Source organism: Thermocoleostomius sinensis A174 (genome assembly GCF_026802175.1).
Taxonomy (GTDB): Bacteria; Cyanobacteriota; Cyanobacteriia; order Elainellales; family Elainellaceae; genus Thermocoleostomius; species Thermocoleostomius sinensis.
The window spans coordinates 4,130,849-4,149,070 of record NZ_CP113797.1 but is presented as its reverse complement, the minus strand read 5'-3'; the positions used below and the strand labels follow the sequence as shown (position 1 = coordinate 4,149,070).

Sequence of the window (18,222 nt, the reverse complement as noted above, 5' to 3'; positions counted from 1 at the left end):
GAGGATTCATGGCTGAAACGAGACTGACCGAAGCAAAAATGGCTGAAACTCGACCTCGCGATGTGCAAACAGCCGAAATTGGTGCGAATACGTTGGTGTTGCGATCGCGCACGTGGGATCGGCTGAAGTTTGAAGTGGAGTATGCGCGGCAAAAGGGAACTACGGCTAATTCCTACCTAATTCAAGCTGACAAAACCGCGTTGATTGATCCACCCGGCGAATCCTTTACCAACGTATTTATTGAGGAACTGGCCCATCACGTCTATTTACAGAAAATTGACTATGTGATCTTGGGTCATGCCAATCCTAATCGCTTTGCTACATTGAAGGCACTGTTGGGCATTGAGGTGGCTCCTCAAATTACCTTTGTCTGTGCCAGAGCCGCAGAGGTGGCTTTGCGATCGGCCTTTCCAGAACAAACACTGCGCATTGTGTTGGCCAACAGCGAAGAGACGATCGATCTGGGACAGGGGCATCAGTTGCAGTTCATTCCTACACCCACCCCGCGCCATCCTGATGGACTTTGCACCTATGACCCAGCCACGCGCATTCTCTATACAGATAAGCTGTTTGGCGCACACCTCTGTGATGATGCAGTGTTGGATGAAAACTGGCGCAGACTGGATGACGATCGGCGCTATTACTTTGACTGTTTGCATGCGAGCCAAGCCAAACAGGTAGAAGCAGCGCTCGATCGACTAGCACCTTTCTCGGATAAAGCTAAGCTCTATGCGGTTGGACATGGGCCACTGGTGCGCTACAGCGTTAGCCGCTTAACGTTTGATTATCGCTATTGGTGCGAACATCAGCAGGCGCAGGAACTCAATGTGGCACTGTTGTATACCTCCGCCTATGGCAACACAGCCACGATGGGCCGGGCGATCGCCAAGGGGTTAATCGAGTCAGGGGCATCGGTGCAAACCATTAACTGTGAATTTGCCGATCCGGCAGAAATCACTGCCAGCTTGGAACAATGCGATGGCTTTATCATTGGTTCTCCCACCTTGGGCGGCCATGCTCCATCGCAAATTCAAACGGCGCTAGGAATTGCCTTATCTACGGCAGCCAAAACTAAATTAGCTGGGGTGTTTGGTTCCTATGGCTGGAGCGGTGAAGCGATCGATTTGTTGCAAAATAAGCTGCAAGATGCGGGCTATCAATTTGGCTTTGAACCTATTCGCGTCAAATTTAAACCCACAGACGACACCTTGCAGGAGTGCGAAACAGCCGGAGCCGAGTTTGTACAGGCGCTGAAGAAAGTGCGAAAAGTGCGCACAGTTCGTCAACCTGCGGTGGAAACCCAGTCCGATCGCACTGCACAAGCCGTAGGACGCATTGCTGGGTCGCTGTGTGTGGTGACAACTCGCGAAGGTGAGCAGCATCGAGGATTTTTAACCTCTTGGGTTTCACAAGCAACCTTCAACCCACCCGGCCTAACGATCGCCATTTCCACTGACCAAAGTCAATCTCTGCCACAGTCTGGGGCCGCGTTTGTATTGAATATTTTGAAAGAAGGGCGTAACCTGCGACGGCATTTTCTCAAACCTGCGTCTGGCGCCGATCGTTTTGGCGACTTAATGACGCATCCGGCTCAGAATGGTTGCTTGATTTTAGATGAAGCCCTAGCCTATTTAGAATGTACGGTTCAGGATCGGATGGAGTGTGGTGATCATTGGCTGCTGTATGCCACGGTGGATAATGGCAAAGTCTTAGAGGCGATCGGCGTGACGGCGGTACAACATCGCAAGTCAGGGATGCAATATTAATTTTATTCCGACTCACGGACTCGCAAGGTTAACATTCCATTCACTGGATAGGGAAAAAATCTGTGGCGTTCATACCAGGCGTTGAACTGGTTGCCCTTAAGTGGACTCGATTGATCCCACCACTCATCAGCATACAGCACGATCGGCAGCTTGGCGTCTGAATGCAGCAATGCACACAGTGCTTCCAGCCATAATGACCCGTAGCCCCGACCACGAAACGCTGAAAAAATTTGCAGGGTTTCAATCCAGTGGCACTGCCCTTGGTACTGCTGCACTGCGATCGGATCAACGCTGAGCTTGGCTGCGTCTGAGCCAGCTAGATTCGCTCGAATTAAGCTAGAGGGTTGACATTTAGCTTCACCAATGAGTTCACTGTCTCGTTTCAGTATGTATTCAAAAAAAACCTCACTCGAAGTAGCTATTCGATCGATCTGCCAGTGATAAGACTGGTATACAAATTTGCCGCCTGCGATCGTGAGATGACTAAAGTCTATCGCTAACACAAGCCACTCCAACGCCACTTCCTTCAAGGTTGAACTGAGTTTTTTAGTTCGTCAATCGAGTTCGATCGAGTTAATCTGCACTCTGCTTTAAGTTGTGTGCAGGTAAGAACTAAACGGAGAGGGTGGGATTCGAACCCACGGTCCTCATCGGACACTCGATTTCAAGTCGAGCGCATTCGACCACTCTGCCACCTCTCCAAGGTGTTTCAGCCAAGGAATGTGCCTTGTAGGGAAATCTCAACACAAACCTCAAGTTAAGATTTTAGCCTAAATCTGACGTAACGGGTGCTCGATCGACTATTTCTCCTAATTGACGGACAAACTTCGATTCCCCTCACCCTCAATCTCTCACCCTTTGGGAGAGCGACTTTCGATCCGGCTCTCCTTCCCCTTTTGTGGGAGCAGGGACTGGGGGATGGGGGGGCGAAATACAAGAGCAAATATGGCCGGGTTAATAGTTTTTGTGCTAGGGACGACCCTCGATCGCCCCTATTTTTCCTACCGCACCAACACCGTCATGTACTTGCCTGTGGCAAACGGAGCCGGAACGATCGGCGTAAACTGCACTCGGTCAGTGGCAATCCGTTTGACATAAAACTCATTCATCAAATGTGTCACCTGCTCACGATTACCGATAATCCAAACCTGTGCTCGCTCAGTCTCCTGAACGCGCAATTCACTATTCCATTCTCCAGTCATGGTTGTATTCCTCTTCGTTTCCTTGCTGATGTTTTCTATTGGGTTAAGAATGGCCCAAGGCATGGGGGTCACCCAACCATGCATCAGCAAGGTGTGCCGATCGCAGACACCTGGTCTACAATCAACACAGCCTAGCCTCCTGCGGTCAACAGGAAGTTAGGTTAGCTGGTTAGGGTTGCGGCCAAACTTCCCTAATCAGCGCCAGTACCTTGAGCCGTTCAGCCGTTCCTCTCGTCTGCCGAAAGAACCAGCATCGCCATAGCATAAACCAACTCGATTGCACTGCACAAGCGTATCGGGCAATTTTTTGTCAGGATTTGGTGATGATGAAGGAGGAGGTGAGTGTTTTACCATGGCGTTGCTGCCAACTTTGCCTGGCTCCGCTAGACTTCTGGAAGATGCATACTCAGAGTAGTGCTGGACAAGATCTCACAAGATCTCTTGATGAGTGCTACCCACAAAAGAACCGTTCAGTTTCCCCATGCCTAAACCCGTGATTCAAGGAGAAACAATCGCCGCCATTGCTACGGCTATTGTGCCCCAGCAAGGCAGTGTGGGCATTGTGCGCATGTCAGGCGCAGAGGCAATGGCAATTGCTCGATCGCTATTCCACGCACCCGGACAGCAAGTTTGGGAAAGTCATCGGGTGTTGTATGGCTATGTGCGCCATCCTCAAACGCAGCAAGTGATTGATGAAGCATTGATGTTGCTGATGGCGTCGCCGCGATCGTATACCCGCGAAGATGTAGTGGAATTTCACTGTCATGGTGGCATCATGGCGGTGCAGCAAGTGTTGCAAGTCTGTCTGGGACAGGGGGCAAGATTGGCGCAACCTGGAGAGTTTACGCTGCGGGCGTTTCTAAATGGACGGTTAGACTTGACTCAGGCTGAAAGTATTGCTGATTTGGTGGGGGCACAGTCACCACAGGCGGCTCAGTTTGCCCTGGCAGGACTGCAAGGCAAGTTGGCTCATCCAATTCGGCAACTGCGATCAACCTGTCTTGATATTTTGGCGGAGGTGGAAGCTCGGATTGATTTTGAAGATGATTTGCCACCGCTGAATGAGGACGAAATCAAGGCACAGTTGATGCAGGTTTTACATGAGGTAGAGCAAATTCTAGCGACGGCCGATCGCGGAGAACTATTGCGCACCGGGTTGAAAGTGGCGATTGTCGGTCGTCCTAATGTGGGTAAGTCCAGTTTGCTGAATGCTTGGAGCCGCAGCGATCGGGCTATTGTCACGGATTTGCCAGGAACCACTCGGGATGTGGTGGAATCGCAACTGGTAGTTGGCGGCATTCCGATTCAGGTGCTTGATACGGCTGGAATTCGGGAAGCGGCCGATCGCGTTGAGCAAATTGGGGTGGAACGATCACGACAAGTGGCTCAAGCGGCTGATCTAGTGCTATTAACGATCGATGCTACTGCTGGATGGACAGAGGCTGATCAGGATATTTATGAACAGATCAGTCATCGCCCTTTCGTTTTGGTAATGAACAAAATTGACCTGGTGACGAGTGATCACACCCTCAGCGAAGCATTGCCGTTTACCAACGACACAATCCCGATCGTGCGCACCGCTGCTGCTCAGCATCGTGGTATTGATGAGTTGGAACAAGCAATTTTGACGATCGCTCAAGCGGGGAACTTCCAAGCCGCCAATCTGGATTTCGCCATCAATCAACGTCAAGCAGCGGCTCTAATCTCCGCCAAATCTGCCTTGGAGCAAGTACAACAAACGATCGCGGATCAACTGCCCCTTGACTTTTGGACAATCGATTTGCGTAGTGCGATTCAAACGTTGGGAGAAATCACTGGAGACGAGATTACAGAATCTGTATTGGATCAAATCTTTAGCCGATTTTGCATTGGCAAGTAGACGTATCTATTCTATTGATGGGTTTATTTTTGTGCTGAGTGGTTGCCTCAATCGGCAATAGCAATCAAAAAAGGTTCACGGGTGATTCCATGAACCTTAACTGTCCGCAGGATTGGTTTTAGAGACTACGCTGAAACCGACCCTTTCCCTTTATAAAGGGGAGCCGCAAGCGGTGAGGTGAATGCAATGCAGCCTGATAACGAACGGGGATTAGCAGAATTAGTATCTACGAGAAAAACTATCTCTGCGATTGCCACCGCCTAATGAACCTCGGTTCTCGCGGGGCTTCGCTTTATTGACCTTGAGATCGCGCCCCATCCATTCTGCTCCATCTAACGCATCAATAGCAGACTGCTCTTCCGCTTCTGTGCTCATTTCCACAAAACCGAACCCGCGCATTCGCCCGGTCTCGCGATCGGTTGGCAGTTGCACTCGCCTAACTGCACCATACTCGGCAAAGACAGCCGTTACATCTGCTTCGCTAACCTGATAGGACAGGTTTCCAATATAAATCGACATGAACTAATCTCCAAAACGGAAAAATGTGTAGAGAGTGAGATTTCGGAGAGAAGCCTGCCAATACCAAACGTATAAAACCTTTAATATTTGAAACAAACGCTATAACCGATTACCTTTTCTCAGATACCATCCTAGCACTCGATCGAGAAAATGGGTGAATCTGTAGAATTGTTTAGAATTGTTCGAGATGGAATGAGTCCATCGTGCCCGCTCTCTTCAAATATCTGCTGTCTACCGTTAGGAAGGGTTTTGGTTCAGAAAAACCATTGCGTGCGATGGCTAGCAAAAGTTTAAAAAACTACCACACTGAATGAAGAAACGCTCAGCGGTTACATTTTTGTGTTGCGCTGCAATACGCACACTGCAATACATTTATAATGGTTGCCGACGCCTCTCTAATTACAAAAACTTAGAGGGTGTTTGAGAAGCCAGGAAGGTCGTAAAAAAGCTCACTCAGTGTAGGCTGCGAATAGCAAATATCTACAGCCCTGAGTGAGTCAGATGAGTAAAGCATATCCCAGTAACCTAACCCGCGCCCAATATGAGGTTTTGAGTGAATTAATTCCAGCAGCAAAGCCAGGTGGTCGTCCTCGCAGCGTTGACCTGTGGGAGGTGCTCAATGCCATGCTCTATGTTCTGGTTGAAGGCTGTCGTTGGCGTTCTTTACCTGGTGATTTCCCAGCCTGGCAGACGGTGTACACGTACTTCCGCAACTGGCGATTGGACGGCACCTGGATTTCCATTCATGACCAGTTGCACCAGTGGGTTCGCATCGATGCGCAACGCTATCCTAGTCCATCAGAAGCGATCATCGATAGCCAAAGCATCAAGAGTGCAGCAGGAGTTCATCAACAAGTTGGCTTTGATGGAGGCAAGCTGATTACAGGACGCAAACGATTTTTAACGGTGGATACGTTAGGACTGGTTTTGCGGGTGTTTGTGAGTGCGGCAAACCTGGGGGAACGCGAAGGGGGCAAACGTGTCCTCAAACGAGTCAAACGGATGAAGAAAAAGGTTTCACGCTTAATCACCATTTGGGTAGACGGCGGGTTCGATGGCGCCCCTTTTCTGATGTGGGTGATGGATGTTTGTCGTTGGATTGTGCAAGTTGTACTGCGACCTGAGCAAACCAAAGGCTTTAGCTTGCTCAAAAAGAGGTGGGTGGTAGAACGAACTTTTGGTTGGCTAATGGGATGCAGACGGTTGGTCAGAGACTATGAATTATTACCAGAGACATCAGAAACCTTGATCTACCTTGCCATGATTCGGATTATGGTGAGGCGGTTGGCATAAATTTGACACCTCAAATCTTTTCAAACACCCTCTTACCGTTAATTTTATAAAATCTTTAATTAAATAATAACTAAGCAAAAAGAGTTTCAGGGATACCGTACTCTTCGATGGGAATGATGATTTAAACCACTGATTCGAAAGAAATCTGCTGTAAATTGTTAATTTCAGCCGAAGTTAATCTTGCCCAGAATTTATGTCATCCTCGTCATCCACTGGTTTATTAGCAGACATTCTAGAACAAATATTTGCCGCTTCGCCTGATCTCGTATTTATTCAAGATCCAACTGGGCGCTTTACCTACGTGAATGCAGCGAGCGCTGAAGCATTCAATATTGAACGATTTCATCTGTTAGGTAAAATGTGGGAAGATTTGAATCTCTCGCAGGAACACAAAATGGCCTTAATAGCTCGATCGCAGGTGACGCTTGAAACTGGTCAGGGGTGTTATGGCGAACTAAAAATTCCAACGGCGCATTCATTCAAAGAATATGAGTATACATTGAGTTTGGTTCGCCAAAGCGATTTGGGAGTCAATCTAATCCTACTGATTGCTAGAGACGCTAGTGCTCGGAATCACGCAGAGCGATCGTTAAAAGCATCTGAAGAAAAATATCGGTATTTGTTTGAATCAGCTACGGATTTTATTTTCATTGTTGACGTTGTAACCTATCAAATCTTAGATGCCAATTGGAATGCAGCTAGACAGCTTGGATATACGCGATCGGAACTATTGCAACTATCAATTTGCGATATTGAAATGCCGATGTCGGCAAAACGCCGTGCTGCCATTCTGCAACAATTAGAGAACAATGGCAGTTTTATGTTTGAGCATGTCTATCGACGTAAAAATGGAGATGAAATTCCTGTTGAAATTAGTACTCAAATCATTGAATATAACAATCGCCTAGTCTTTCAAAGCTTTGTTCGAGACATCACAGAACGAAAAAAGAAAGAAGCAGAAATTCAAGCACTGAATGCCGATTTAGAACGACGAGTGGTAGCTCGAACGGCTGAATTGAATCAGGTTTGCCAAGAGCTAGCAACCGCTAATGCTGAAATGAACGCGCTCTTTGCAGCGATGAACGATTTGATTATTATCTACGATCGGCAGGGACGTCACCTGAAAACGTTGGCCGTAAATGAGCGCATTTTGGTGCGTCCGGTTAAAGAGAAAGTGAATAAAACTCTACACGAACTGTTTGCTCCAGAAATTGCCGATCAAATGTTGGGCTATATCCACGCCGCCCTAGACAGCCAACAGCCTGTGCGGGCCGAATATCCCCTGATGATTAACGATCAAGAATGTTGGTCAGATGCTAGCATCTCCCCGATCGATGAGAATTCGGTGATCTGGGCTATCCGGGATGTTACCGATCGCAAACGCATAGAAACTGCACTCCAAGAAAGTGAAGAACGGTTTCGGGTGGTGTTTGAACAAGCGGCCGTCGGTATCACTGTCATTAGCCCGTCTGGACGGTTTTTGCGAGCCAATCAACGCTTCTGCGAAATTGTTGGCTACTCTGAAGCAGAATTGTTGCAGCAAAAAGTGAGCCAAATTACACATCCAGATGATTTAGCCCTTGATTTGACCTATGCTCAGCAAATGTTGGAGGGCAACCTGTCCAACTTTTCTATGCGCAAGCGATATCTTCGCAAAGATGGACAAGTCTGTTGGGTAGATTTAGCAGGGTCGATCGTGCGCGATGCCCAAAATGCTCCTCTTTATTTTATCGGCGTGATTGTGAGGATTTCATAATTCGAGGTGTGCCTGTACCACGATGCTGCTAAACGGTTCAGCACTAGTCAATGACGCACTAGTTGCTTACCATGTGACAGACCAATTGTCAACAGCCATCCCAAGGATTCATCGAAAAATTAGTTGAAAACGCAGGATCACTAGCTTGGCGGATGTTCAAGCAATGGTTGTTTTCTACGCTTTTAGGTGAGGAAACCCAAGCTGGTCATATACCAGGTTATCGCTTCCCGTTCCAGGTCATTCGTGATGTTGGAGCGGGACTTTCTGAATCTATGAGGTGCATGGCGTGTTTTGGAACAAGAACGCAATTAGGACAGCCAATCTTCCGGTACATCTATTAGTTTTCGCGATCGGGTTTGTCCTGTGTTTTGTGGCTATTGCGGCCAAGGCTGGGTCTAGTTCTCGTCGTCTAGACGCTCACCGTCACTATGTGGAAGGCTATCGGCAAGGGCGAGCAGACGCTATGGTTGATCAACCATTACGCACCCATTCTCAGTTGGTTCTGCCAGCGGACGAATTTGCTGAGGAATATCAGCGCGGCTACCGAGATGGCTATAAATTGGTTCGCTATTAAATGTAGTGTATTGACGCGTCCAGTGCGTTTCATTTAAGCAGTGCGCAACGTTCTTATTTTTTTGTAGCCCAACTCTTTGTCCTCTAGTTGGCTACGTTGGTCGATCGCGGTCAAACCCCCATTCTGGATCGGTCAAAATGCGAGCGGCCCCAATTCCTGTGGCAATGGCTCCCACCCCAAATCCTGCTCGCACCGCACTCTCTAGCCCGCCTAAAAGGTCACCTTGATTGAAATACACTAAAATCTTGTACACCGAAATTCCTGGAATCATACAAATAATTCCAGTGATGGCAAACAGCACCATTGGTAGACGTAATCGTCTGGCTGGAATAGTGCCCACCAACCCTACAAACAGGGCACCAAAAAACGTAGCGACATCGATCGCTATACCAAAATCAACCAAAACGCTACGCAGCAAGTAACCACCTGCACCGATCGCCGCACAAATCCAGAGGGCATTATAAGGAACGTTGTATAGCACAGCAAATCCCAAGGTTGCCAAGAAACTGAAGACCGTCTGCAATGAAAGAGAGAAGAATTCTGAGACCAATGTTGACGCTCCTTCAGAAATCCTATTGTTACTACTTCTGCACTGAGTTAAAGAATTATAGCGTTAGGCTGTTGCAGGATGAGCTAAATCAGAGCCGAGGCGATTGTAAAGCCGTAACGCATTTATCTGCTAATTTGTCAAGTTTTTAAGGAAATCTTTGCCAATTTTCCCTGATTGTTCAGAAAATGCCTGTACTTGATAGTGACTAGCGGCGAAAACCCGCTTGTAGTCTGACTTTGATCACCGTGGTTCCCTGATTGAGATCACAGAAGCGTTCAAATCAACAAAAAAGGGGCGATCGATCGCCCCCGTTCTTCAAATATGCTTAAGGAGTTTATTGTATGGCATTAGAGTACCCAGAGCACCCCTGGAGGATTACGCGCAATGGCAAGATTTGTGCGTTTGCAAAGACGAGAACCGAGGCCGATCGCATTATTCGGCAACTCCAGAAAATTTATCGGCAAGCTGAATTTAAGGCGACGTATCAAGGGAAAAACGTGGCGCACTGTGGCGATGGAGGGCGGCCCCTTGATTAGATATTTTCCTAGTGACCAAATCAGCGGTCACGAAACGAGTGATTTAATCAACGATGTCCTCTTGTCTCAACAAGGTGAGACGATCGCTCAAGCGCTGTTAGCCCAAGGATACGCCGTTCAAAAGTTAGATGATCAGTTCGCTTGGGGAGTTTCTCAAACAAACGAGGAGTGGTGGATGCTACTTACCTTCATTCCCCGACCTGTGGCTCAGTGGCGGTTGCTACCTGCGGTTCAGGATCGTCAACAAACCAAACTCTATTCTATTATTGAACAAGCAATTGGAGGCAAACGACCAAAACCCATGCGATGACCGTGCCTGGATAGATAGGGTGGGCAGTGCCTACCCTACCAGCGATCCAAACCTAGACGTTTGCCAGTTGCTTCTTCATCTCTTGGGCATACTGGTCAGCATGAAGTCCAACAATGAGATGATAGCGATGATCGGGCAAGTGCATAATGCCATCCACACCCGCCGATCGCAGCGCTTCTTCATTCACATTGGCATCGTCTGCAACCTGTAACCGCAAGCGAGTTAAAGCTGCCATATCTACAGTGCGGATGTTGCGGCGACCACCCAGCGCAATAATCATATCTTGCACTTTCCGAGTAGCGTCTGGATCATCAGCAATCTCAACGGCCCCATCTGCAACTCCATCGCGGGCGGCTCCGTTGGTTGCTGCGACGCTCTCAACTGCACTGGGAGCATAGGCCTCATCGGCTTCGGCTCCGGCGGTTTTCAAGTATTCGGCCATGTCAGTTTTCAAGTTTTCCGATCGCGGCCCAAAGATAGCCTGGACGCTATTGCCCACTTCCAGAACACCCGTTGCCCCTAATTGTTTCAAGCGTTCTTTACTGACGCGGCTTTTGTCATTGACACCGACCCGTAGGCGCGTAATACAGGCATCTAGGTTGGCGATGTTGCCACGTCCACCAAACGCTCGTACCAATTCGCGGGAAAGTTCTGAGTCGCCGCCAGGGCCGACTACCGCATCGCCTGTTTCTTCTTCGCGTCCTGGGGTTTTGAAGTCGAATCGTCGGATGGCAATGTAGAAAATGGCATAGTAAAGCGGCGCAAACACCAGCAGCCCCAACAAGGGAATGAGCCAAGTGCGTTGAGCATTGGGCAAGCCGCTAAACAACAGGAAATCAATGCCACCTTGAGAAAAGGTGAAGCCCATTTTGCCGCCCAATGTTTGGAATAGCCACTGACAGACTCCGGCGATCGCTGCATGTATGAAATAAAGCGGGAGGGCGACAAACATGAAGGAAAATTCGATCGGTTCGGTGATACCGGTTAAGAATGAAGTGAACGCAGCCGATAGCAGTAACCCGCTAACTTTGGCTCGATTCTGAGGATAAGCTGCCCGCCACATGGCGATCGCCGCTGCTGGCAAGCCAAACATCTTGAACCAATACGCACCACCCAAAATTCCGGCTGTAGTGTCGCCCGCAAAGAAGCGGTTGATATCCCCTCGGACAACATCGCCCGTAATCGGATCGGTAAAGGAACCAATTTGGAAGAAGAAAGGAACGTTCCAAATGTGGTGTAATCCAAACGGTAACAGCAAGCGTTCAATGACACCGTAGATAGCCGCCGTTGTTGCCGTGTTGTCTCCTGCTGCGGCTGCATTGGCGAAGGCATCAATGCCATTGCCGATTGGCGGCCAGATGATACTCATCAGCGTTCCTACCACAATGGCGGCTAGCGCCGTGAGAATGGGGACCGATCGCTTACCTGCAAAGAAGCCCAGATATTGCGGCAGTTTGACCCGAAAAAAGCGGTTGAATAGGTAGGCCGCAATACCACCCATGATTAAGCCGCCGAACACCCCCGTATCCAGTGTGCTGATGCCCATCACAGATTTGAGGCTGTCTGGATCAACGCCAAACAAACCTGTTGACGCAGCCCCGATTGTTGCCAGAAACACCACATAGCCGACAATTACCGCCACCGCCGAGGCCCCATCATTGCCCGTAAAGCCGATCGTCACGGCAATGGCAAAAATGATGGCCAAATTGCCAAAGATGGCATCCCCCGACGCTTTCATGATGCTGGCCAGCCAGTCTGGAATAAATCCAAATTTAGCCGTTTGAATGATTCCTTTTTGCAGGTTTTCAATCTCAATGAGACGAGCACTGCCCAGTCCCAGCAGCAACCCCGCTACGGGCAGTACTGAAACCGGCAGCATTAACGCTTTTCCAAGCTGTTGCAAGATAGCAAATGCTTTTTTCCACATAAGGAGTCACAGTGAAGTAATGGATTTAGATCACAAGCTAATATCAACCTTTAGAACAGATAAACGAAGGAAGTCAGGAACAGTTAGACAACACAGAGGCACAATCGGCGGTATATTGCCCCGCCTGCACCAGGCCCTGAATCTGGAAATTGGCATCGAAAATCACCAAGTTAGCCACATATCCTGGAGCGATCTGTCCCAGGATGTTATCCACGCCGATCGCCCTAGCGGGATAGAGTGTCGCCATCCGCAGTGCTTCCGGTAGCGGAATCCCCACATAGCGCACACAGTTTGCAACCGCTTCGATTAAGGTGAGCGCCGAGCCGCCCAATGTGCCATCGGCTGACACACACTTACCGTTTTGGTAAAACACCTCCTGTCCGCCAATCCAGAAGGCAGGCATATTCGTCCCCACGGGAGGGGTTGCATCCGTCACCAGAATCAGTCTGTCCTGGAGAATGCAGTGCGCCAACCGAATCGACTCATAATGAACATGAAAGCCGTCGGCAATGATGCCAGCGTAAATATCACCGCGACTAAATACCGCCCCCACCATGCCCGGACTGCGCCCCAACCACGGCGTCATGGCGTTGAATAGGTGAGTCACCATGCTCACCCCTGCCTCAAATCCGGCGATCGCCTGCTCATAGGTGGCATCTGTATGTCCGCCCGATACCACAATTCCCGCCTCAGTTAGCAGCCGAATTTCATCCGGTTGTGCTTGTTCGGGAGCCAACGTCACTAGCTTGACCGTCTCGCGTCCATACTCAGCAATGTGCTGGAGCATGGTGCGATCGGGTGGACGAATATAGGACTCGTTGTGAATACCCTTGCGTTTGGGATTGAGATAGGGTCCCTCCAAGTGCAGCCCCAGTACCCGATGGGGATGGTGTTGACGATAGTGCCGCACCAATTCCAACGCGACCTGCATCTCGTGATCTGATGTGGTAATCAACGTCGGCAGAAAGCTCGTTGTTCCTGATTTCAGGTTGGTGTAATGCATTGTCTCCAGCGTCGCGGCCGTAATGCAGTCGTTGAACATGACCCCACCACAGCCATTTAGTTGCAAATCAATGAATCCTGGTGCAACCGAGTTTCCTGCCAAATCGATCGTTTGATCGATTGTCTGATTAATTGTCCAATCAGGCAGCAGGTGTGCCTGTGGGACAATCTCAACAATCCGCGAACCCTCGATCAGAAGGGCGCGATCGGTGAGGATTTGGTGTCCGGTGTAGAGGGTGCAGTTAGTTAGAGCGTACATGGCAGGAAGTGGGGTGTCGGGAATCAGGAGTGGGGAGTGGGTTTGAGAAAGGAGATTGCCCCCTTTTCTGTCTCTCTGCTCTCACTGGTAGGAACAGGGTCGGAGAAAAGGGCAATGGCGTTATTCTCGATTTCCGATTTCCGATTCCCTCAACGTCGGCATTTCTTGTTCTAGTTGTTTGAAGTATTTCACGGTTTTAATTTTGAGTTCCATGGTGGCGTCTTCGTCGCAGACTACGATGCTGTGCGGATGCAGTTGCAAGGCTGAAATAGTCCACATGTGGTTAATCCCTGCTTCGATCGCGTGGGCAAGGGCGATCGATTTGTGAAATCCCTGTACCAGAATCATGACTTCGCGGGCGTCCATGATTGTGCCAACGCCAACGGTAAGGGCCAGTTTGGGTACTTTTTCTAAATCGTTGTCAAAAAAGCGAGCGTTAGCTAGGCGGGTGCTGTAAGTCAAGGGTTTGACACGGGTGCGCGATTGCAACGAAGAACCTGGTTCGTTGAAGGCAATGTGGCCGTCTTCACCCACACCGCCCACGAATAATTCAACACCACCAAATGCCTTGATTTGGTCTTCGTACTGCTGACATTCCGCTTCAAGATCGGGGGCGTTGCCGTTCAAGATGTGAATGTTTTCGCGGGGAATATCAACGTGGTCAAACAGATGTTGATGCATGTAGGTGTGATAGCTTTGCGGATGATCTTCTGGTAGCCCCACATACTCGTCCATATTGAACGTCACCACATGCTTAAAACTCAAGCCCTGCTGATGAAACTCAATCAATTTTTGATATAGCTTCAATGGAGTGCTGCCCGTCGGTAACCCCAATACAAAGGGTCGATCGCTCGTGGGAGCAAAGTCTTCGATCCGCTGTTTGATATACCTCGCTGCCCAGGGTGCAATCTCTTTTTCGCAAACAATTAGCCGCATGGTGGTTCCCAGTAGTTCCCGGTTATTCCTCAGCGAGTGGACTCAAATTGCGCACATCGGCGGCTGTGTCGGCAGCAAGGGCTTGGGCTGCCAAGCGTTGACACTCTGCATAACTCAAATCGCGCACTTGGGCCTTGACGCTGGGAATGGTAGGAATACTGACACTGAGTTCTTTGACGCCTAACCCAATTAACAGCGGCACTGCTTGCGGATCACTACCAATGCCACCACAGATGCCACACCATTTGCCCTGTTGATTAGCTGCCTTTGCCGCCATGCCAATTAGCGAGAGCACGGCTGGATCAAGTCCATCGCAGTAAGGAGCGAGTTTAGGATGCCCCCGATCCATAGCCAGGGTATATTGGGTCAGATCGTTGGTTCCCACCGAGAAAAAGTCGGCTTCTTTGGCAAATTGATTGGCGATCACCGCCGCCGATGGCACTTCTACCATAATGCCGACGGGAATAGGCGCAACGCCCAGCTTTTGGCGTTCTTCTTCTAACATGCCTTTGGCCATGCGGAATTCCTCTAAACGAGCGATCATCGGGAACATGACGCGGACATTGCCCAAGCCAGACGATCGCAAAATGGCGCGTAGCTGAGTGCGTAAAATTTCCGGGCGATCGAAGCCAATCCGCACCCCGCGTTCCCCTAGGAAGGGATTTTCTTCATGGGGCATTGGTAAATAGGGCAGGGGTTTATCGCCGCCTACATCTAAAGTTCGAATGATCAACGGGCGTTCCGGTCCCAGGATCTGCGCCACCGCCGAGTAAATATCGGTCTGTTCCTCTTCGGTGGGGGCCGCTGATCGCTCCATAAACACAAACTCCGATCGCAATAGCCCGACACCTTCGCCACCCAATGCTACGGCTTGTTTGGCATCTTCGACATTGCCAATATTGGCAACTATTTCCATGCGATGGCCATCAATCGTCATCGCAGGCTGATCTTTGCTGGCAAAATCCCGCTCGCGCTTAGCTTTGATGCGCACCAGGCGTTGCTTGACCCGCTCCATTTCGTCGGAGGATGGATGCAGCCGCAGGGTGCCCTTGCTGCCATCTAAAATCACAGGTGTACCGTTGGATAGTTCCAGCACGCGCGGCTCTGACCCAGCAATGGCAGGAATGTCCATCGATCGAGCCAGAATCGCCACATGGGAGGTCGCGCCACCAGCCACCGTACAAAAGCCCACCACCTTAGAGCGATCGAGCGTGGCCATATCCGAGGGCGTCAGATCTTCGGCGGCCAAAATGGTGTTTTCCGGATAGTGGGTCGTCTCAGTGCTGACGCCAGTGAGAATTCGCAGCACTCGCCCCCCTACATCGCGTAAGTCATTCGCCCGTTGCGCCAGCAGTTCGTTTGTCAACCTCGCGAGTTGATCGGCTTGCTCGCTATAGGTTCGCTTCCAAGCATAGGCTGCACTCTTGCCGTGATCAATCGCCTGCATGGTTGCATCTACCAGTTCAGGGTCTTCCAGCAATTCCTGATGGGCCGAGAAAATTGCCGCCTTTTGCGGATTGCCCTGCCCATGCACCTTGGCCCGTAGCGCTTCAATTTCCAGCTTTGCCTGGGCGATCGCTTGCTCAAGGCGACGGCGTTCAGCAGCAGGATTGTCGGACTGTTCGGTAACGGCAATGTCCTGTTGTTGTACCCGATGCAAATAGCCCACCGCCACCCCAGGAGAGGCCGCCACCCCCAACACTAAATTGGGATCGTCCGATCGCGGTCGAGGAGGTGGAGCAGACACATCTGCCGCTGCTTGGCTGGTCGTTGTGGCCACAGGAGTTACCCCAGCTTCACCTAACCCCGATCGCAATGCTTCGGTCAACTCTGCAATGGCCGCCGCCGCATCTGGCCCAGTTGCTTCTAGGGATACAGTGTCACCCTTGTCGATCGACAACCCCATCACTCCAACAACGCTGCGCACATTGGTCTTCTTGTCGCCATATTTCAAGCGAATATCAGATTTGTACTTCTTCGCTAAATTGGCTAAGACTGCGGCTGGTCGAGCATGAAGTCCCGTTGGATTAGGAATAACGATCGCTTCGGATGTAGCCACATCATGGTTGTCGGTTGCCGGAGCCGTTGCCTCTGTACCCGCAAAGGCTAACTCCAACACCGGATCGCGCCCAGCGGTAACATTGCCCGATCGCGGTATGAACGTGGTGACTTGCTCGCTGTTGGTAATGACAATTTGCGTTAACAAGCTTTTGGCATTTAGTGCCACATAATCGGCATCAAAATCAATTAACCGATCGCCCATCTGCACTTGATCACCAACTTTCACCTTAGGCGTAAAGCCTTCACCCCGTAGCGTCACGGTATCCAAGCCAATATGCATCAACACTTCTAAATCATTCGCTGTTTTAAGGGTGATGGCATGATGGGACGGATGCAACTGAATGACTTCACCGTCACATGGAGCAAGCAAACTTTGACTAACCGGATCAATGGAGATGCCATCTCCGACCATTTTTTGGGCAAAGACTGGATCAGGCACCTGTTCGATCGGCACCAATTTTCCAGACAGTGGGGCTGTTAAAAGCACACCTGTACCGGGCTGAACCGATGTAGCTGTGTACGTCATCGTAATCTCCCAATGTTGTTTTATTGCAAAGAACCGTAAAGTAATGGATTGATTCAGTTCTCTGCTCTGTGGCTATGTGAAGCTGCAATCGCTATTGTTTCATTCTGAGGACAAGGGGGATGTGTTTTCTTTTTCATCGCAAAAGATTTAAGCTTTTGTTCATCTTTTTCAAGACTTAGCCGTCCATGCTCCCTTGGTGTGGCGAAATTACAAAAAGCCCCCGGTGATGTGTGGGGTTCACCAGGGACATTAACAGATGACATTAACAGATACAAAGTTCAGGTGAGCCGTTGGCTAATGGCCTCCTCAATCGCTTTTTAACGCCATCCACTTTCCTCTAACTTTTTCAAAGAAAGGGTCGCCGCAGTAGAAACGTGAGCGTGGCTGTCTTTCTCCAAATACTTAAGAGCGGAAACACTCTTTTCTGTAGGCAATTGTCCTAGGGCTTCTGCAAGGCGTTGCCGCACTAACCAATCGTCGGATTGGGCAAACCGCAAAATCTGATCGACCGCCGTCACATCTCGAATTTCACCAATGGCCGCGATCGCCGCTTGATGAAGCACTACTTCCTCACTCTCTAGGGCCCGAATCAACACATCTCGCGCCCGCGGATCTTTGAGATTACCCAATGCCACAGCCGCACTAAAGCGCACCAACCAATCGGTATCTTCATAAAAAGCCCGAACTAACGGCTCGAACGCTCGCAGATCTTCCAAATATCCCAACGCTCCAGCAGCATCGGCCCGAATGCCATAATCAGGATCGGTTTCCAGTAACTTCACCAGAATTGAAAAACATTCCTCGGTTGGTTTTAATCCCAACGCAAACACAGCCATCGATCGAATTTGCAAGCTTTCGTCGTCTAAAACTTTTTTAATTAGCGGCACAGCCGCTTCAGCCGGTACGTTGCGCAGCGACGCCAGCGCCAACATGCGGTCTTTGGTACTATCGCTATCGAGTTGGGCGGCAATTTGCTCGAGGCTGAGTTGGCTCATAATTTTTACAGAAATTTACATTCTTCTGTTCTTATTATATTGGAATCACACGGTTAAATGGGGAAGCATTGTCGATCGCAGTGCGTCTAATTCGATCGAATCGTCTGATCGAACATCTGAATCAAACGCTG

16 protein-coding genes and 1 tRNA gene are annotated in these 18,222 nt (G+C 49.7%); 7 read left to right on the top strand and 10 right to left on the bottom strand.

Annotation, left to right across the window (positions count from 1 at the left end):
• Nucleotides 1-38 precede the first annotated feature (38 nt).
• On the top strand, nt 39-1,766 hold the full coding sequence (locus tag OXH18_RS17975; RefSeq protein ID WP_315874754.1) for a diflavin flavoprotein: 1,728 nt from the start codon (nt 39-41) through the stop codon (nt 1,764-1,766).
• Nucleotides 1,767-1,768: 2 nt separating this feature from the next.
• Here OXH18_RS17975 and OXH18_RS17970 read toward each other — a convergent pair whose 3' ends face one another.
• The 3 genes from OXH18_RS17970 to OXH18_RS17960 form a co-directional block, all read right to left on the bottom strand.
• Nucleotides 1,769-2,269: a hypothetical protein gene (locus OXH18_RS17970; protein WP_268608595.1), complete on the bottom strand. Its 501-nt coding sequence runs from the start codon at nt 2,267-2,269 to the stop codon at nt 1,769-1,771.
• 114 nt (nt 2,270-2,383) lie between these two features.
• Nucleotides 2,384-2,467 (bottom strand) — tRNA-Ser (locus OXH18_RS17965).
• A 300-nt stretch (nt 2,468-2,767) separates the two neighbouring features.
• Nucleotides 2,768-2,968, bottom strand: a complete 201-nt coding sequence (locus tag OXH18_RS17960) for a hypothetical protein (RefSeq protein ID WP_268608593.1) — start codon at nt 2,966-2,968, stop codon at nt 2,768-2,770.
• Between the two features lie 481 nt (nt 2,969-3,449).
• Between OXH18_RS17960 and mnmE the strand changes: the two genes are divergently transcribed.
• The gene (gene mnmE, locus OXH18_RS17955; RefSeq protein ID WP_268608591.1) at nt 3,450-4,847 is read left to right on the top strand and encodes a tRNA uridine-5-carboxymethylaminomethyl(34) synthesis GTPase MnmE; all 1,398 of its coding nucleotides are present in this window, start codon (nt 3,450-3,452) and stop codon (nt 4,845-4,847) included.
• Between the two features lie 219 nt (nt 4,848-5,066).
• Here mnmE and OXH18_RS17950 read toward each other — a convergent pair whose 3' ends face one another.
• Nucleotides 5,067-5,366 carry an RNA recognition motif domain-containing protein gene (locus tag OXH18_RS17950; protein WP_268608589.1) on the bottom strand — a complete coding sequence of 100 codons (300 nt, stop codon included), beginning with the start codon at nt 5,364-5,366 and terminating at the stop codon, nt 5,067-5,069.
• A gap of 501 nt (nt 5,367-5,867) precedes the next feature.
• On the opposite strand from OXH18_RS17950, the gene OXH18_RS17945 reads away from it, so the two are divergent.
• The 3 genes from OXH18_RS17945 to OXH18_RS17935 all read left to right on the top strand — a co-directional run bounded on the left by OXH18_RS17945 (nt 5,868) and on the right by OXH18_RS17935 (nt 8,989).
• Nucleotides 5,868-6,659 carry an IS5 family transposase gene (locus OXH18_RS17945; RefSeq protein ID WP_268607476.1) on the top strand — a complete coding sequence of 264 codons (792 nt, stop codon included), beginning with the start codon at nt 5,868-5,870 and terminating at the stop codon, nt 6,657-6,659.
• 193 nt (nt 6,660-6,852) lie between these two features.
• A complete protein-coding gene (locus OXH18_RS17940) occupies nt 6,853-8,415 on the top strand; it encodes a PAS domain-containing protein (protein ID WP_268608587.1) in 1,563 nt (520 codons plus the stop codon).
• A 286-nt stretch (nt 8,416-8,701) separates the two neighbouring features.
• Complete coding sequence (locus tag OXH18_RS17935; RefSeq protein WP_268608585.1) at nt 8,702-8,989, top strand: hypothetical protein; 288 nt, start codon at nt 8,702-8,704, stop codon at nt 8,987-8,989.
• 91 nt (nt 8,990-9,080) lie between these two features.
• On the opposite strand, the gene OXH18_RS17930 is transcribed toward OXH18_RS17935, so the two are convergent.
• Nucleotides 9,081-9,512 (bottom strand): threonine/serine exporter family protein, encoded by a 432-nt coding sequence (locus OXH18_RS17930; protein WP_268608583.1) that lies wholly within the window; start codon nt 9,510-9,512, stop codon nt 9,081-9,083.
• A gap of 368 nt (nt 9,513-9,880) precedes the next feature.
• On the opposite strand from OXH18_RS17930, the gene OXH18_RS17925 reads away from it, so the two are divergent.
• Both OXH18_RS17925 and OXH18_RS17920 read left to right on the top strand, forming a co-directional pair.
• A complete protein-coding gene (locus OXH18_RS17925) occupies nt 9,881-10,075 on the top strand; it encodes a hypothetical protein (RefSeq protein WP_268608581.1) in 195 nt (64 codons plus the stop codon).
• On the top strand, nt 10,068-10,385 hold the full coding sequence (locus OXH18_RS17920; RefSeq protein WP_268608579.1) for a hypothetical protein: 318 nt from the start codon (nt 10,068-10,070) through the stop codon (nt 10,383-10,385). Before OXH18_RS17925 ends, OXH18_RS17920 begins: the two co-directional genes overlap by 8 nt.
• Nucleotides 10,386-10,437: 52 nt before the next feature.
• On the opposite strand, the gene ptsG is transcribed toward OXH18_RS17920, so the two are convergent.
• From ptsG to OXH18_RS17895, 5 genes are all read right to left on the bottom strand, one after another.
• Nucleotides 10,438-12,312, bottom strand: a complete 1,875-nt coding sequence (ptsG, locus tag OXH18_RS17915) for a glucose-specific PTS transporter subunit IIBC (protein WP_268608577.1) — start codon at nt 12,310-12,312, stop codon at nt 10,438-10,440.
• Between the two features lie 73 nt (nt 12,313-12,385).
• Nucleotides 12,386-13,573 (bottom strand): N-acetylglucosamine-6-phosphate deacetylase, encoded by a 1,188-nt coding sequence (nagA, locus tag OXH18_RS17910; RefSeq protein ID WP_268608575.1) that lies wholly within the window; start codon nt 13,571-13,573, stop codon nt 12,386-12,388.
• A gap of 120 nt (nt 13,574-13,693) precedes the next feature.
• A complete protein-coding gene (gene nagB, locus OXH18_RS17905; RefSeq protein WP_268608573.1) occupies nt 13,694-14,509 on the bottom strand; it encodes a glucosamine-6-phosphate deaminase in 816 nt (271 codons plus the stop codon).
• Between the two features lie 22 nt (nt 14,510-14,531).
• Nucleotides 14,532-17,096: a phosphoenolpyruvate--protein phosphotransferase gene (gene ptsP, locus OXH18_RS17900; protein WP_268608571.1), complete on the bottom strand. Its 2,565-nt coding sequence runs from the start codon at nt 17,094-17,096 to the stop codon at nt 14,532-14,534.
• Nucleotides 17,097-17,413: 317 nt separating this feature from the next.
• Nucleotides 17,414-18,091 carry a HEAT repeat domain-containing protein gene (locus OXH18_RS17895; protein WP_268608569.1) on the bottom strand — a complete coding sequence of 226 codons (678 nt, stop codon included), beginning with the start codon at nt 18,089-18,091 and terminating at the stop codon, nt 17,414-17,416.
• Between the last annotated feature and the right edge of the window lie 131 nt (nt 18,092-18,222).

What these genes read in the sequence shown, in the direction of transcription:
- OXH18_RS17975 (WP_315874754.1), top strand. Translation starts at nt 39, where the DNA reads ATGGCTGAAACTCGACCTCGCGATGTGCAAACAGCCGAAATTGGTGCG.
- OXH18_RS17960 (WP_268608593.1), bottom strand. Translation starts at nt 2,968, where the DNA reads ATGACTGGAGAATGGAATAGTGAATTGCGCGTTCAGGAGACTGAGCGA.
- mnmE (WP_268608591.1), top strand. Translation starts at nt 3,450, where the DNA reads ATGCCTAAACCCGTGATTCAAGGAGAAACAATCGCCGCCATTGCTACG.
- OXH18_RS17950 (WP_268608589.1), bottom strand. Translation starts at nt 5,366, where the DNA reads ATGTCGATTTATATTGGAAACCTGTCCTATCAGGTTAGCGAAGCAGAT.
- OXH18_RS17945 (WP_268607476.1), top strand. Translation starts at nt 5,868, where the DNA reads ATGAGTAAAGCATATCCCAGTAACCTAACCCGCGCCCAATATGAGGTT.
- OXH18_RS17940 (WP_268608587.1), top strand. Translation starts at nt 6,853, where the DNA reads ATGTCATCCTCGTCATCCACTGGTTTATTAGCAGACATTCTAGAACAA.
- OXH18_RS17925 (WP_268608581.1), top strand. Translation starts at nt 9,881, where the DNA reads ATGGCATTAGAGTACCCAGAGCACCCCTGGAGGATTACGCGCAATGGC.
- ptsG (WP_268608577.1), bottom strand. Translation starts at nt 12,312, where the DNA reads ATGTGGAAAAAAGCATTTGCTATCTTGCAACAGCTTGGAAAAGCGTTA.
- nagA (WP_268608575.1), bottom strand. Translation starts at nt 13,573, where the DNA reads ATGTACGCTCTAACTAACTGCACCCTCTACACCGGACACCAAATCCTC.
- nagB (WP_268608573.1), bottom strand. Translation starts at nt 14,509, where the DNA reads ATGCGGCTAATTGTTTGCGAAAAAGAGATTGCACCCTGGGCAGCGAGG.
- ptsP (WP_268608571.1), bottom strand. Translation starts at nt 17,096, where the DNA reads ATGACGTACACAGCTACATCGGTTCAGCCCGGTACAGGTGTGCTTTTA.
- OXH18_RS17895 (WP_268608569.1), bottom strand. Translation starts at nt 18,091, where the DNA reads ATGAGCCAACTCAGCCTCGAGCAAATTGCCGCCCAACTCGATAGCGAT.